The sequence below is a fragment of the Teredinibacter purpureus genome (assembly GCF_014217335.1).
Taxonomy (GTDB): Bacteria; Pseudomonadota; Gammaproteobacteria; order Pseudomonadales; family Cellvibrionaceae; genus Teredinibacter; species Teredinibacter purpureus.
Window position 1 is genome coordinate 3,116,262 of the sequence record NZ_CP060092.1, and the last position, 15,333, is coordinate 3,131,594.

Below are 15,333 nucleotides of genomic sequence, written 5' to 3' on the forward strand. Positions count from 1 at the left end.
AGACTCCATTGTTACGGTTAAATGTCGAAAACGCTTAGCCCAAGTTTTTCAGCTTTATTGCGGTTAGCGTAATCACTAATCACTACCGTGTGAGCGGATTGCGATTGCAGGTATGTTTCGGCAACTCGTTGTAAGTCTGAAATAGTTGTATTTAATATGCGTTCTCTCATCTGTTGCCGGTAGGCAATACCTCGACCATGTAAATCCGCATGAAATAGACGCTTTGCCCTTCCTGCCGGTGATTCAGATTTATCGATAGAACTTATGATACCCAAAATAGCTTCTTCTAAATGTTGGGAGCTGTGTTTTTCTGACAGCATCCAGTCTATAGCACGATCGAAGTCATTAAGGGTTTCTTCCATGCGTGGATCGCGATACGAATAGAATCTAAATGCGCCGTTATTACTGTCCTGAGACGCACCGCCACCATAGGCGCCGCCTTGCTCACGAATAGTTTTGTGAAGAAAACCGTTGCGTAAAAAACCACCGAGCACTACCAGTGTTGCAGCATCGGGATGGCTAGAGGGGACTGTGGCATAGGCTTTTGCACAAAAGTTAACCTGCGAGTTAGTGAGCCACATTTCGGCTACATTACGTGTGGTTACTGGCATACTAAAGGGTGCGCTCGGCTCAGGAATAGGGGCGTTAAGGATACCCTCTAGATTATGGCTAAACCCCTCGAGCATAGCGCTTTCGCCCACCAATAATGTTTGGCTACTGGTATTTGTCACGTGCGAATGAAGGTTGCCCAGTGAATTGGCGAACGCGGTAAGTGCGTTTTCAGACGCCTTAATATCGGCGTCAAGATTTTTAATGGATTGAATGCCCGCGAGGCCCGAAAGCTGATGGCTCAGCTGTGCATTTGCGGAAAAACCGGCGGTAGCTGCAAGCATAGCCAGCCCGTGCCCATTGCCCGTTATACCTTGTTCTCGATGTGCGCGTATTTGCGCAATAATTTCTCGTATGCGTGGCGTTTCATCAAAGCGGGCGGAGGTCATGATAGTTTGCATCAAATCACACAAGGGCTTGTGGTTACGATTTAACGCTTTTCCTGAGAACGTTAGGTGTCCCTGTACGGAATGTATATCGTCTATTTGACCGCGAATAGAACTGAAAACGTTCACACTGCCACTCACACTCGCTTGCCAACGCTGGAGGTCTAAATAATCTTTATCGCCCGCCCCGAGTTCACCAATGCAGCTGGTATATAACGGCATTAACTGCAATTGCTCGGCGCTCAATGTTGGTAAATCGTAAATGAATTGCTGGTAAACCAATCCGTTAGTGCCGGCAGCATAACTGCTCAGTTTTCGGTTGTACCCTGTGTCAATGTTAGGGGGAATTTCAACTTCCGATTTTGGGACATCGTCTAAGGTTACTTTTGGGAGGATTTCGGGGTCGTCTTTTGCATCTTGACGCTCTTTAAGGGCATGAGCCTGGTGAATAATGTGCTGTTTTTCTTCCACCGAAAGTGATGCTTTGAGTGTTTCGAGGTGTTTCTTTTCGGCTTGCTCTTTAAGAGTATTGATGTTTGCGTCGGGGTGCATCGTGAGGCGCACTCTATGGGGATTATTGAGCAGTAAATCTCGCACGAGTGACGGAATGAAATCGGGGTCTTGAATATCTTTGCGTAATTGATTAAGTGAAGCGTCAATATTAAGCAGCTGTACTGGGTTTCCACGGTGTGTCGCAGTATTAAGTGCCGTGAGAATAAGTTGTAACCCGTAGGGGTAGCTATCGCCACCAATCTCGCGTTGATGTAATTCCAGCTGGTGTAACGCAGATTCTATATCTTCTTGAGGAATGCCGTTTTGTGCAACGTCTTGTAAAGTTTCCACAATGAGGGCTTCAATTTCTTCAGCACTGTGTTTTTCACAACCTTCCAATCCACACAAAAATGAGAGCTCAAGCTGTGAGTCATCGAGGCCACAAAGTGGCGAAGGGCCATTTCCGAGTTCAGTCGATTCCAATACGTGCATGAGCGGCGTTGCACTATTATCCAATAACACACTAGATAAAAGCTGAGCTTTTAATGAGTCTTCTAAGTCTGTACTTTTTCCTAACAGCCACGCCATAACAACATGGGTACGGTGCTCGGCATCATCTTCGGTGTAGGGATAGGATTCTTGAACGCGAACAGGAGCGTAATACCGTTTTTCATCGTCCACTGAAACGCTATAGTCTAATCGCTTAAATTTGGATAATGCTTGTTCTTCGAAACGTGTTTGATGCTCTAACGCCGAAATATTACCGTAGGTCATAAATATGGCATTACTGGGGTGATAATGGGTGCGATAAAAGCCAACGAGTTGTTCATAGGTTAGATCGGGGATGGATTCGGGGTCGCCACCGCTATTAAAATGATAGGTACTGGTAGGGAATAGGTGTTTGGTGAGTGTTTGCCATAACTGGGACGGAACAGAGCTCATAGCGCCTTTCATCTCATTATAAACAACCCCTTTGTACACAAGCGGCGAATCACTGTTGTCAGGCTCTTCAAACTCTAGGCGATGTCCCTCTTGGGCGAAATCTAGAGGGTCTAATTGCGAAAAAAATACAGCGTCCAAATAGACGTCTAAAAGGTTATTAAAGTCTTTTCGGTTTAAACTTGCGAAGGGGTAGGCTGTCCAGTCGGAACTGGTAAAGGCATTCATGAAAGTGTTCAGTGACCGTCGGGTCATCATAAAGAACGGGTCTCGCACAGGGTATTTTTCGCTACCGCAGAGCGCTGTATGTTCCAATATGTGAGCGACTCCCGTCGAATCTTTAGGCACTGTTCGTAATGCGACTAAAAATACATTTTCATCGGATTCTGAGTTTAAGTGAATATGCTGCGCGCCTGTTGCGTTATGCTCAAACTCAAGAACCTCAAGATTAAGGGATTCAACCGTTTGTTGGCGTTTTAGCGTAAATGCTGGATGATGTTTTGGAGATGTTGATGCCATGAATACCTCAAGGGGCGATTCTTACAGTTATTAGGGTAATGTTTGATGACTTAGTAGCCTGCTAGGGGCTTTCTGTACCTTCTTACCCTCTCGCTGAACGTGTAGTAGTGACGATACCACTGAACACGTGGTTTAGCCGATAAATTCTGAATTTTAATACAGACGTTTGTATCATAAAGAGCTTTGCAATACGACTCTGCAACGTGCATTGTAGACGTGAATTAAGGTGGAGCATGGCAATTAATTGCGGGTAATTAAAACAATTTAGCGAATGTAATCTTAAGGCTGGTAGAATTCGACCTCCTGTAAAGGCTGTGGTGATCAGCTTCGATCACTTTATATACAGTGAATACACTTAAGCGCGGGAAGTAGAGCGGGGCACTTGATGAATAAGGATATAATCCTTAACGAATTTGGACGCGTAGCAGAAGCAACAGGCCGAGATTTCCATAACTCGCCTAAGCATTTGGCGACCACAATTACAATAGAGTCGGCGAAATTATTGGAGCATTTCCAATGGATGTCTGAACTCGATTCTGAACTTATTGATGACCCCACAGTATTAAAAGCCATTGCCAGTGATATGGCTGATTTGTTTATTTATGCAACAGTCCTTAGTCATAAGTTAGATATGGATCCTTGGGCAATTGTAAAAGATAAGCTGTTGATCAATCGCGAACAGTATATACGCGGCAATGTCGATGAAAGCCCAGAACCTCAGACTTCAAGCGCGCAAGACGACGAAGAGAGCACCTCTCAGCATTCGGATTGGACGAGTGTGGTTCAGCGAATTGCGTCTAGTCGTGAGCAGCTACGAGATTCGTCGGTTCGTGTTAAGAAAAAAACTGGGTCGAAGTAACGGAATCTAGGAATGCCAATAGAAGTTGATCGAAATTTTGATGGTTTGGCAAAACGATTTCGTCGAAATGTATACGGTTCGCTAAAAGGTCGCGTTCGCCTCAATGTATTGGAACGCGATTTTAACGAATTTATTCCGCACTATAAAAGCAACTCCCATGGTAAGCGTGTTTTAGATATGGCCGCAGGCGAAGCTCGGTTCTCTGCGTCTTTAGCCGCTCATGGGTGCGATCTTGTCGTTAACGATGTGTCCACCGAAATGCTTGCGCTGGCACATGCCACAATAGAATCGTGCGCGAGTGAGCAGGGCGAGAACGAGGAAGCGTATAAAGGTAGAGTTAAGGTTATACAATGCCCGTTTCAGCAGCTTGAAGCGACCTTGCGCGCGGAAGGTCAAAACACAACGTTTGATTTAATATTGTGCCACGCGTTAATCGAATGGATGGCGCAACCTGAAACACTTATCCCCTCCATACCAAAAATGCTTAAGCCTGGCGGTTATCTTTCCCTTACGTTTTACAATATCAATGGCTTAGCGTTTAAAAACTTATTGCGCACGAATTTCCATAAGTTCGATATCGATAACTTCACGCCTTTTAAAGGTAGTTTGACGCCGACACGCCCGCAAGACCCTGCGGAGGTGAAAGCGCAACTAGAGCAGCATGGATTTACGATTGTTTGTAAAAGTGGTATCAGAGTCTTTCATGATTATATTCTAGACCCGCAGGAACGTAACCGAGACCCCGTTGCTTTAATCGCAAAAGAGTTGGCCTATTCTCGTCGAGAACCCTTTTGGCAAATGGCTCGCTACATTCATTTTTTGTGTCGTTATGAGTAATTTCCCGTTAGTGCTGAGTGACACTATTGTCATTACGGAAGATCAAGTCGAATTCTCGGCGATACGTGCTCAAGGTGCGGGCGGGCAAAATGTGAATAAAGTGTCGTCGGCGGTGCAGTTGCGATTTTCGTTAAAGCAATCCACGCTACCTGGGGGGATGATTCATCGTATATTGAATAGCGGAGATAAGCGCATTAATCGCTTGGGTGAACTCGTTATCAAAGCTCAGACGTTGAGAACGCAGGAACGTAACAAAGCGGATGCAGTAGAGCGGCTTCTTGAACTGCTAAAGAAATATCAGCATGCGCCTACGCGTCGCATTGCTACACGGCCGTCGCGATCCTCTGTCCGTCGACGGTTGGATGCAAAAACCCGACGTTCTACTGTAAAGGCTAACCGTAAGCCAGTGTCAGATTAGCGGGTTATTAGCTTTTCGTAATGGCAGAGCCAACTTCAAGTGCCTCGAACCAATTTAAAAAGCGTTGTACGTCTTCCCCTCGAAATATTCGCCCGTGCTGTGGGCACATTAATTCTATGTCCAATTCTCTTACGCGTTTTATCCAATCATTTTTAGCGGCGTTTGAGGGCATCCAGCGCTCGTGAAACATTGACATATGCTTAATGTGATCATCAAAGTTTTCCACGAATATTGGCGCGTCTGTTGGTTCAAGGGCTGCGCCAATATCACCACTCATTAATATTTTGGCTACAGGGTCGTATACATGAAAGTTGCCTGAAGAGTGCAGGTAATGTGCTGGAATAAACTGCAATTTTAGGCCGTCGAGTGAAAGAGAAGAGCCCTCATCAGGAATGGGTTTAAATTGAATCGACTCCATACCAAAATGGCGAATAAAGCCTTCCCATATCCACGGTGAATGCAGTGTCGCACCTTCGAGCGCTCTATCCCATAAACCTAACGATGAAATTATATCGGGGTCTTGATGTGACGCGAACAAATGGGTTATTTGTTGTATAGGAACTTGCTTAACAACATTGGCGAGCATTGATGAAAACAGCTCGATTCCTCCTGGATCCATAAGCAGTGCATTTTTTTTTGTTCGAATCATGTACTGATTGGTGTCAATGATGGCCGAAGGTTTTTCTGGGTCTCTCCCAAACATGAACCATTGATGATTGCTGCCGTTATATATTTCTTTTGTAAGCATAGCGCTGAAGGGTCTCGTTTTTTGTGTTTATTAGAATAGGGTCTCGGCAGGTGCTGAGCAGGCACTACGTAGGTGCTAGGCGATGGCTGACCTCTTGCTCTAATCAAGTGCGAGATCAGCAAAAAGGGTTTGGGAACGCTTAACATGGGTTTGAATGCGTTCGGCGGCCTGCGCAACATTTTCAGCGATTACATTCAGTGAATTTTCGAATTCTTTGCCAGAAGCGGAGGCTTCAACTCTAGACATAGCGGCTAGCACCGTTGCTGTTCGCAGTTCCCGACCTAGCTCCCCTAAGCGGTTGGTTAACGTGTAGATTTGATCTCGGAAGTGGTGCTCTAAATGTTGGTGGTGTGTTTTAGTTTTGAGGAATGCATCATCGATAGAGGACAAATAGCGATTGCCGTGTCCTTTTGAATAGGCGGCTTTAAAACGCTCTAGAGCGCTGCGTGCCCTTGCTGTTTCAGAGGCTGTTCGGCTCATTTTCACCGCCTCAATATTAATCTCTTTTGATGTATTGATTGTTTTTCGGGCAAGCTCGTCAATAAATTCGGTTAGGGCACGAAACCCCGCTGCTCCATGTCCGGCACGAAGTGCCAGAGCACGCGCATTGCTTGCTGTTAGTGATATTTCACGAGCAACAATCATAGCCTTATGTAGCTCGGCGGCAACGGTTGCAGCAGACACAAAATAGAGGTTTTGGCTATTGATCCTCATAACCCATCTCTTAACTCCGTACGTTTTAAACCTGTTTTCGCTATAGTTACGGTATAGCACAAGCGCTAAGATCTGTGTCGTTGCGTGTGATTAATGCATGTTTTATATGTTTAAATTGCGCCAAAACTTGTTAGAATACTTGCCAAATGCGTATCGGTTACATGGCGTGCTTAGGCTCTATTTTCTTGTGCCGCCTGTCAAATCACCTGGTTTTATTTCCATATTTAAACTATATAAAACAACAACCTACGAGGTTTTTTATGCCTATATTTACTCGGATCAGTCGTTGTGCTTGGCTGATATCTTCAATTTTCATTATCTCCAATACACCTGGAGCATGGGCTGATAAATTTGAACAGCTGGCCATGACCCCCCCCATGGGATGGAATAGCTGGAATCACTTTGGCTGTAATGTTGATGAAAAACTCATCAAGGCCACGGCAGATGCGATGGCTAAAAATGGCATGAAAGCCGCCGGTTATGAGTATGTGAATATTGACGATTGTTGGCACGGTGAGCGTGATGCAAATGGCAATATTCAAGTGGACGCTGAGCGTTTTCCTTCGGGTATGAAAGCTTTGGCCGATTACGTGCACAAACGTGGTTTAAAACTGGGCATTTATTCGGACGCAGGTTGGACAACGTGTGCAGGAAAGCCGGGTAGTCGTGGGTACGAATTTCAAGATGCAAAGACTTACGCAAGCTGGGGTATTGATTACTTAAAATACGATTGGTGTGCGACGGATGGGTTGAAGGCTGAAGGCGCCTACCAAACCATGAGTAAAGCCATTGTTGAAGCTGGTCGACCTATGATACTGAGTATTTGTGAGTGGGGAGACAACGATCCTTGGAAGTGGGCCGAACCGTTAGGCCAGCTATGGCGTACAACCGGCGACATCTATGCTTGTTTTGATTGCGAGTACGACCATGGCACATGGTCTTCATGGGGCGTGATACAAATTTTAGATATGCAGGATGAGCTGCGCAAGTACGCGGGCCCAGGCCATTGGAATGACCCCGATATGATGGAAGTTGGCAATGGCATGACCTTCGAGGAAGATCGCGCGCATTTCTCTATGTGGGCGATGTTAGCCGCACCTTTAATCGCGGGTAACGATCTACGCAATATGTCGAAAGAAACCCTATCGATATTGTCGAATGACGATGTGATTGCAGTCGATCAAGACGCGTTGGGTATTCAAGGCTTTAAATATTCAGAAAAAGACGGTGTAGAGACGTGGTTTAAACCACTTGAGAACGGTGAGTGGGCTGTCGCTATGTTAAATCGTAACAATCATGATGTTAAGTTTAAGTTCGCTTGGCGCCATGAAAAAGTTACTGATGATCTAACCAAGCGTAGTATTGATTTTAATACTGAAATCTTTAACTGGCAGGATCTTTGGGATAACAATAATACCGGCACGACTAAAGAGTTTGTAAAGACAACGATTAAGCGTCACGATGTATTGATGCTCAAACTTACCCCTGCAGGAGAATGGAAACGCTAATTTAGTGTTACCGAATATCTTTATCTTGCTGTAAAAAAGCCCGCTATTGCGGGTTTTTTTACAGCAAGAGTATGGTGAGGCTCACAGAAAGACTATAAATCATTCCGATTAATGCTGTGAATGCGAGCAGCGTGTTAAGTTTTTCCCCGGAGAGAGTTGCCATACGTATTTGCGCTTTTAGGCAAAAAGGAAACACGAGGGCTAAAGGAATAACAGTAAGCAAAAGGGCCTGTAGTAGATTGGCGCCAGACTGAAAAACACCGAATGCGAGTGTGTGAAATATAAATAAACTCCATAAGAGCGCGGTGTAAAGTTGTTTGCTTCTCCGGAGCCCAAGTACAACGGCCAGCGTATTTTTATTGGCCTTAGCGTCGGTAGTTATGTCTCGAATATTATTCACTAGCATTACAGCCGACAATATTGCCCCTAAGGCTGTCGCGGCAAAAAAAAACCGTCCATGTGAATGTCAGCGTATGAACATAGTAACTTCCTATTACCGCCACCCACCCGAAAAAAAACAATACGGCTGCCTCGCCTAAAGCGTGGGAAGCGATAGGGTATGGCCCACCGCTATAGCCCACCGCGCCCAACACACATAAAACGCCAATACCTAATAATGGCCAACCCGTGTGAGCAACGAGCGCTAAGCCGCAGGTTATGCCTAGTACTAAAAAAACAACAATGCCAGTGGCGACCTGTTGAGATGATGCTAGGCCAGATTGCGTTACACGTGTGGGGCCAACTCTATTCGCCGTATCGATGCCATTCTTTGCATCAAAAAAATCATTGGCAAGGTTAACACTAATTTGCAGGCATAAAGCGCAGCCAAAAGCGGCGAGTACAAGTAGTAAATTTAGCTGTTCTGATGGCACCAATACCGAACCGAGTAAAACGGGGCTAAGCGACGCTGGTAATGTTTTAGGGCGTATGGCCAATCCAAAAATACTTATGGCAGATGGCGTGTTCGGGGTATTACTGTTGCTCATTTAGCGCTCTTACGTATTTATCTGGAATGGCATTTTATAGAAGCCGAAAGTCGGCTCATCAATTCTACTTAAGAACGATTGAAAATAATATCGTCGCTTGGTTTTCGGCGTATTCCGTCTGCACCGCATCATTCTGACCATCCATAACACGCACGCCGCACGTTGAGGTTAAGGGAGTGTGCATCGACCTTTAGCCGCAACGCCGCTGTTATTGCTTGCGGGTTTACTGATCAAGTCATTGGTGTAAACGCCTCAGAGCGAAGCGTCTGGTTTAGCCTCTATAATCATTGCGAAGTTTCTCGTCGCGGTGTGGATTGCCACACTTCATTGGGGTTATATGTAACTTAATGTTTCCATAAGGACGATTAAATAGACTTATATTGAATGCGGGCTTATGCTGGAGTTTTTGGGAAGTTATTGAAATAAGGACGTTTATGAATCGCTCACTTTTTACTGTTGCACAGATAGTTTTCCTCAGTGTTGTTATCAGTGCTTGTGGAGGCGGCGGAGGCGGAGGCGTAGGCGGCGGAACAGGAACAGTACCTACCGCCAGCCCTACGTCACCCCCAACGCCGACGCCTATACCCGTACCTCCGCAGCTCTATTCTGTAAGCACTTCGTCGCTCTCGGAAGATTGTCTCTTGGGTTACAGTCTAAATCTAGGGCCGGATTCAAACTGGGATGCTCGTTTGAATGCTAGTGAAATTGAGTCATCGACAAGATTATGCGCAGCATTAAACGCTGTAATCTACGCTGTTACGCCTGTTGGTGCTGAAGATAATCATTGCTCTGAAGGCGGTGAGCGGGTTTCGGTTGGTGAAGATACTAATGGGGACGGGATTGTTGCCCCAGAAGAGGAGCTGTACACCGGGACTTTTTGTGCAGCGGAGCCTCTGGTTGTGGAGGTGGGAGAAACTTATTCAGGCACCTTTAGCCATTCGGGAATAGCTGAACCTCTATTTATTGTCGATATTGAACCTCTTTGGGGTGAATTATTCATTGACGATATGGGAGGCTATACCTATAGCCAAAATGAGGCGTTTAGTGGTCAGGACCAATTTAGCGTAACAGTCTCGGGCGTAGGCTCTAGTGTCTCCTTCGCTGTTGTTGTGGGTGTAGATACCTCAAATTTTTCTCCGATTATGGTAGAGCAAGCCGTTACGATTCATCGCAATATCCTTACAACAGGACAGTTAACCGCCGTTGATTTTAATAATGATCTCTTAACCTATGAAATCGTTGGCGAGGCAAGCAATGATGGGTTGCTCCATGTCCTGCCAACTGGAGAGTATTCTTATTTGCCCACGTACGGTTTCTTGGGACAGTCGAGTTTTGTTGTGCGTGCTTATGATGGCGAAGCCTATTCTGAAGAGGCGGCTTTAATTTTTAATGTATTGAATCGAGAGCCTACCGCTCAAGATCAAAGCTATGGTGTTTATTCTAGTGAGAGGCTTATCCGGCAATTGCCAGGAGTCGACGCTGATAACGATACTCTCACGTATGAGTTATTGAGCAATGACGCGTTCGAGGGGGCGTTAAGTTTAAGTGCCGAAGGGTTGCTTCATTATATGCCAGCTGAAACGTTTAGCGGCAGTGAGACAATTCAATATCGTGTTTTTGATGGAGATTCATTTTCCAGCCCCGCAACACTAACGTTTACAGTGCTAGAGGCAACAGGAAACCTTATTTCTGATTTGACTGTCACTAATGTAGGGCTTAATGATGCGAGTTTGTCGTGGTCCAGTAGTGACGCCCTAGCAACGCGTTATATCCTACGTATTAATACTCAAAATATTACACTCGATAATTGGGAAACGAGCACCGATATTCCGATTGATGTTGTTGCAGTTGAAAGCGAACTTCCCGTGTTATTTACATTAAATTCACTGTCTGAGAACGTTACGTATTTTGTTGCTGTTCGTACGGCCACGGATACAGAAATACTTGGGACGCTTTCAAACGTCGCTTCATTTTCTACGCTATCGCGAGCAAGCCTAGAGATAATTCCTCAGTCATTACCGCATTTTGAACTAGAGCAAAATACTAGTCTTACGACTAGTGTGATATTTCGTAATGCTGGCGATTTCCCATTAGATTTTTCGGTAGATTTTTTAGAAGAATTCCCTACGTTTAACGACTCTTCTACGGTTAGTAAACATACCTATTTGCCGCTCGAAAAAGGCGCTGTAGACCCACGTAAGGGTGACATTGCTATTAATAGTGCAGGAGGCCCCGATAGGTTCGGCTATGCCTGGGCCGATAGTAATGAAAACGGTGGGCCTGTATTCGAATGGATTGAAATTAGTGAAACAGGCACCGTTATTGAAGGGTTATATGACGACTCCTTAGTAAAGGATATTCCGATTGGGTTTGATTTCCCTTTCTATGGCGAAAGTTTTTCGACATTCCACCTTAGCTCCAATGGTTATCTAACGTTTGCAGATACTGACGAGAATGGTTGTTGCTCGCCACAACCGATTCCTAGCAAAGACCTAATCAATTCGTTAATAGCGTGGCTCTGGAAAGATCTACACCCTAACGACGGTACAGTGTATTACCAATCGTTTGATGAGAATTATGTAGTCGTTCAATTTGAAAACTATGGCGAGTACGGTAGCACAGATGCAGCGGTGAACGCGCAGGTTATTCTATATGCGTCCGGTGCGATTAAGCTTCAGTACTTAAATTTTGATGGAGGTCTTGAAACACGACTGTCCAGTATAGGGATGGAAAATTATGATGGTAGCGATGGGCTCCAGGTGGCTTTTAGTGAGAATTACTTGGAACCAAATTTAGCCATATTAATTAAAGGGCACGATGTTGAGTGGATGTTAACAGATGTTGAGGCCGGAACGATTGCGCCAGGTGAAGTGAAACTAATTAATTTCACTTACGCAGGAAATAACCCCGTTGATGACTATGCTGCTGATATTCACGTGAATTTGAATCAGAGCGCGTTGGTCTTGGATACGGTAATAATGCCAGTATCATTATCAATTACAGACGATATAACAGCACCTATCGCGATAACGTCGCTAGCGAGCTCCGATCGTGATTTTGATCGCGTTACGCTGCAATGGGCTTCTGTTGCAAATAGTAAAACCTACGGTGGTGCGCTTACTGCCTATGATATTCGATACAGTACTACGCCAATTACGGAAGATAATTGGTCAGACGCTCTTCCGGCAACAGGCTTGCCGTTACCGAGTGAGCCCAATACACAAGAGACTGTAATGGTTGAAGGCTTGTCGCCCAGCACACAGTATTACTTTGCTTTACGTGGCATAGACCAAAATGGGAACGCGTCGCTATTGTCCAATAGCGTGGAGGTTACAACACTTATTGAGCCTGTTCTCGCATTAGAACAGTCCTCCTTAGAGTTCAATCTTGCTGAAGGTACAGAAGATGTCGCAACGATTACACTCTCTAACGTTGGCGAGGCAATGTTGAATTATCAATTTTCACTGGAGGAGGTTACGGTTACCGCTAAGCCTAGCAAGCGTAAACTTTCTCGCGGTGTGGCGGCAGAACCTCCGTCACCAATTCTTTATACGCAGCTGCCGTCGAAGGGCACATATGAACCTTTCGATATTGTGGTGCGCTTAAAACCGAGTTTGCGTCTGGCAGATATACAGCAGTTGCATGCACATTATAGTGCAACGGTCACTAACACTATCGCACCTTTAAATATGGAGGTTTGGCGATTAGATACACAAACTGACCTGCTCAATACTTTGCAATCATTGAACAGTAATGATGCAGTATATTTCGCGGAATTAAATTATAAACTCGCGAGTTTTGATATTCCCGATGACCCTCGCTTGGGAGAATTATGGGGGTTGCATAATGAAGGGCAAACCGGTGGCAGTGTTGATGCTGATATTGATGCGGTTGAAGCCTGGAATATTTGGCAAGGTAGCCATAATACCGTTGTAGCTGTTATTGATACTGGTATTGATTATAGTCATCCCGAATTGGTCGGTAATATTTGGGTGAACGACAACGAAATACCAGATAATAATGTTGACGACGATCTTAACGGGTATGTTGATGATGTGCATGGCTACGATTTTGCTAACGGCGATGGTGACCCGTTAGACGATAACGATCATGGTACTCATGTTGCCGGTACTATAGGAGCAACAGGCAATGATGGCATCGGTATTGTGGGAGTTAATCACGCCGTTAAGCTAATGGCTGTTAAATTCTTAAGCGGCAGTGGCGGCGGCTCTACTGCCCAGGCAATCGAATCGATAGTCTATGCCGTCGATAATGGTGCAACCATATTGAATAACAGCTGGGGTGGAGGTGCAGAGTCCGTGGCGTTGTTAAATGCCATTCAGTACGCAAACGATCAAGATGTTCTATTTGTGGCAGCAGCAGGTAACCGTGGTACAAATAATGATGCTCTCCCTAGTTTTCCTTCTGGCTATGAGGTTGATAACATTATTGCGGTTGCAGCAACAGATCATAACGATCTGCTCGCCTCATTTTCCCAGTATGGTCTAGCCACTGTTGACCTAGGCGCTCCGGGTGTTGATATCTTAAGTTCTGTTACAGGGGGCGGCACTAGTTCCTTTAGTGGAACGTCAATGGCTACACCACATGTGGCTGGCGTTGCAGCGCTAGTAAAATCGTATAAAACATCGCTCACTACGCCCGAATTGAAGGCAATACTTTTGGAAAGCGTCAACCCAATTGATTCGTTGTTGGGCAAAACTGTCACTGGAGGGCGCTTGAATGCTTACGACGCTTTACAGCTTTCAGGGCCGGATTGGATAGTGCTTCCCGATATAAGGAATGGTTCATTAACGGGTGGTGAATCGGCCACTGTCGAGCTGAGTATAAATGCGTTGGCGCTTCCCGTTGGTGACTATGTTATCGACTTGGTGTTTGCTTCAAATGATCCTGAAAACCCAAGAGTTACGGTTCCAGTGACAGTCACAGTGACGGATGATGGTGTAGCACCTAGTGCTATTGTCGATCTTACCGTTAGCGATATTGCAGATACGCAAGCCGTATTCAACTTTACCGCAACAGGCGATGATGGCAGTCAAGGAACGGCTACTCGCTATGATATTCGTTATTCAGATGAGCGGCTAACAGAGCAGAATTGGAATGAAGCCTCTGCGGCTCTTGTCTCAGCCCAGCCTTTGGGGGCTGGAGAAACCGAAACCATTACTGTTACGGGGTTGCAAGGCAACTCTTCTCTTTGGGTTGGTGTGAAAGTTATCGACTTCGGTGATCTTGCGTCAGCGCTATCGAATGTGGTTTCAATTGATACGTTAAATACATCACTTGTCGTTACACCAAGGCCTATCCCCGTAATTGCGATTGAAGAAGGTGAGCTTGCAGTCGTCGAGCTTAGCCTTACGAATGACGGTGATATTGATCTAGAGGTGTCGGTAGCCGTTGATTACAATGCGTCTGGTGCGAGTCAGTTGCAATCGGCGCAATACGTTCACTCAGAAATCATCGAGAAAGGTGAAGAAGATCGACGTAGGGGATCGCCAGTAACGCTGTCGAGCGGTGGGCCCGATACTTTTGGCTATCGCTGGAGTGACAGCCATGATTCAAGCGGTCCCTTGTATGACTGGATTGATATAGCGTTGACCGGAACTGAAATTACTGGGTTTGGTGACGACAATGTTAGAGGGCCCATCACTATTGGTTTTAACTTCCCTTTTTACGGCGGTATACAAAACGAAGTATTCGTCTCCAGTAATGGTTTTATCTCTTTTGATCAAGCAATATTAAACGGCTGTTGTTCAGGTCAGCCCATCCCGCGTGAAGATTCCTATAATAATTTAATTGCTTGGCTATGGGATGACCTGCATCCAAAAGCAGGGCTAGTGCACTATCAGGTTTTTGATGACGAAAGATTTGTTCTTCAGTTTTCAGGGTATGGAGAATTTGGCGGCGCCGGTAGTATTGATGCTCAGGTCATTCTATCGGCCAATGGTGCAATAAAATTGCAATACAGAAATATCAGCAGTGGAATGGATATTTCAAGGGCCAGTATCGGGATTGAAAATGAAAATGGAACCGATGGTCTACAAGTGAGTATTTTTGCGCCCTATGTTGAAAATGAACTTGCGCTGGAGTTCACCAATTTTTGGTTGAGTGTGGGGCAGACCACTTTTACTCTTCCAACAGGGGAAACGGCAGCACTCCAACTTAATATAGATGGGCGCTCAATGACCGCTGATAGCTATGAAACCAACGTAACGTTATTTAGTAATGACCTGGATGAGCCGATAATCACGCTACCGGTTACCGTTGAGGTCACGGCGCCAATCGAGTAAATGGTAGTACTGT

The 15,333-nt window shown here is 45.4% G+C and carries 10 protein-coding genes; 5 read left to right on the forward strand and 5 right to left on the reverse strand.

The window, feature by feature from the left end; translation table 11 throughout:
* Positions 1-17 precede the first annotated feature (17 nt).
* Complete coding sequence (locus H5647_RS13740) at positions 18-2,945, reverse strand: insulinase family protein (protein ID WP_045859341.1); 2,928 nt, start codon at positions 2,943-2,945, stop codon at positions 18-20.
* Between the two features lie 385 nt (positions 2,946-3,330).
* Between H5647_RS13740 and H5647_RS13745 the strand changes: the two genes are divergently transcribed.
* Genes H5647_RS13745 through arfB form a run of 3 tightly spaced genes read left to right on the forward strand, consistent with a single transcriptional unit; the run spans position 3,331 to position 5,059 of the window.
* Entirely contained in the window at positions 3,331-3,804 is a 474-nt protein-coding gene (locus tag H5647_RS13745) for a nucleoside triphosphate pyrophosphohydrolase family protein (RefSeq protein ID WP_045859343.1), read from the forward strand.
* A gap of 12 nt (positions 3,805-3,816) precedes the next feature.
* Positions 3,817-4,641, forward strand: coding sequence for a methyltransferase domain-containing protein (locus H5647_RS13750; protein WP_045859345.1), 825 nt, complete (start codon positions 3,817-3,819; stop codon positions 4,639-4,641).
* Positions 4,634-5,059: an alternative ribosome rescue aminoacyl-tRNA hydrolase ArfB gene (gene arfB / locus H5647_RS13755; protein WP_045859347.1), complete on the forward strand. Its 426-nt coding sequence runs from the start codon at positions 4,634-4,636 to the stop codon at positions 5,057-5,059. Before H5647_RS13750 ends, arfB begins: the two co-directional genes overlap by 8 nt.
* Before the next feature lie 7 nt (positions 5,060-5,066).
* Here arfB and H5647_RS13760 read toward each other — a convergent pair whose 3' ends face one another.
* Positions 5,067-5,807 (reverse strand): oxygen-binding di-iron domain-containing protein, encoded by a 741-nt coding sequence (locus H5647_RS13760; RefSeq protein ID WP_045859349.1) that lies wholly within the window; start codon positions 5,805-5,807, stop codon positions 5,067-5,069.
* A gap of 99 nt (positions 5,808-5,906) precedes the next feature.
* Positions 5,907-6,521 carry a hypothetical protein gene (locus tag H5647_RS13765; RefSeq protein ID WP_045859351.1) on the reverse strand — a complete coding sequence of 205 codons (615 nt, stop codon included), beginning with the start codon at positions 6,519-6,521 and terminating at the stop codon, positions 5,907-5,909.
* 260 nt (positions 6,522-6,781) lie between these two features.
* On the opposite strand from H5647_RS13765, the gene H5647_RS13770 reads away from it, so the two are divergent.
* A complete protein-coding gene (locus H5647_RS13770) occupies positions 6,782-8,029 on the forward strand; it encodes a glycoside hydrolase family 27 protein (RefSeq protein WP_045859353.1) in 1,248 nt (415 codons plus the stop codon).
* A gap of 58 nt (positions 8,030-8,087) precedes the next feature.
* Here the strand turns inward: H5647_RS13770 and H5647_RS22185 are convergent, their stop codons facing one another.
* Together H5647_RS22185 and menA are read right to left on the reverse strand one after the other, a co-directional pair.
* Positions 8,088-8,429 (reverse strand): UbiA prenyltransferase family protein, encoded by a 342-nt coding sequence (locus H5647_RS22185; RefSeq protein ID WP_236074896.1) that lies wholly within the window; start codon positions 8,427-8,429, stop codon positions 8,088-8,090.
* Positions 8,422-9,015, reverse strand: coding sequence for a 1,4-dihydroxy-2-naphthoate octaprenyltransferase (gene menA, locus H5647_RS22190; RefSeq protein WP_236074897.1), 594 nt, complete (start codon positions 9,013-9,015; stop codon positions 8,422-8,424). Before menA ends, H5647_RS22185 begins: the two co-directional genes overlap by 8 nt.
* A gap of 434 nt (positions 9,016-9,449) precedes the next feature.
* Here menA and H5647_RS13780 point away from each other — a divergent pair, with 434 nt between their 5' ends.
* On the forward strand, positions 9,450-15,320 hold the full coding sequence (locus H5647_RS13780) for a S8 family serine peptidase (RefSeq protein ID WP_052692070.1): 5,871 nt from the start codon (positions 9,450-9,452) through the stop codon (positions 15,318-15,320).
* Positions 15,321-15,333 lie beyond the last annotated feature (13 nt).

Excerpts from the sequence above, each read along its gene's own strand:
- H5647_RS13740 (WP_045859341.1), bottom strand. The coding sequence starts at position 2,945 with ATGGCATCAACATCTCCAAAACATCATCCAGCATTTACGCTAAAACGC.
- menA (WP_236074897.1), bottom strand. The coding sequence starts at position 9,015 with ATGAGCAACAGTAATACCCCGAACACGCCATCTGCCATAAGTATTTTT.
- H5647_RS13780 (WP_052692070.1), top strand. The coding sequence starts at position 9,450 with ATGAATCGCTCACTTTTTACTGTTGCACAGATAGTTTTCCTCAGTGTT.
- arfB (WP_045859347.1), top strand. The coding sequence starts at position 4,634 with ATGAGTAATTTCCCGTTAGTGCTGAGTGACACTATTGTCATTACGGAA.
- H5647_RS13770 (WP_045859353.1), top strand. The coding sequence starts at position 6,782 with ATGCCTATATTTACTCGGATCAGTCGTTGTGCTTGGCTGATATCTTCA.
- H5647_RS13765 (WP_045859351.1), bottom strand. The coding sequence starts at position 6,521 with ATGAGGATCAATAGCCAAAACCTCTATTTTGTGTCTGCTGCAACCGTT.
- H5647_RS13760 (WP_045859349.1), bottom strand. The coding sequence starts at position 5,807 with ATGCTTACAAAAGAAATATATAACGGCAGCAATCATCAATGGTTCATG.
- H5647_RS13745 (WP_045859343.1), top strand. The coding sequence starts at position 3,331 with ATGAATAAGGATATAATCCTTAACGAATTTGGACGCGTAGCAGAAGCA.
- H5647_RS13750 (WP_045859345.1), top strand. The coding sequence starts at position 3,817 with ATGCCAATAGAAGTTGATCGAAATTTTGATGGTTTGGCAAAACGATTT.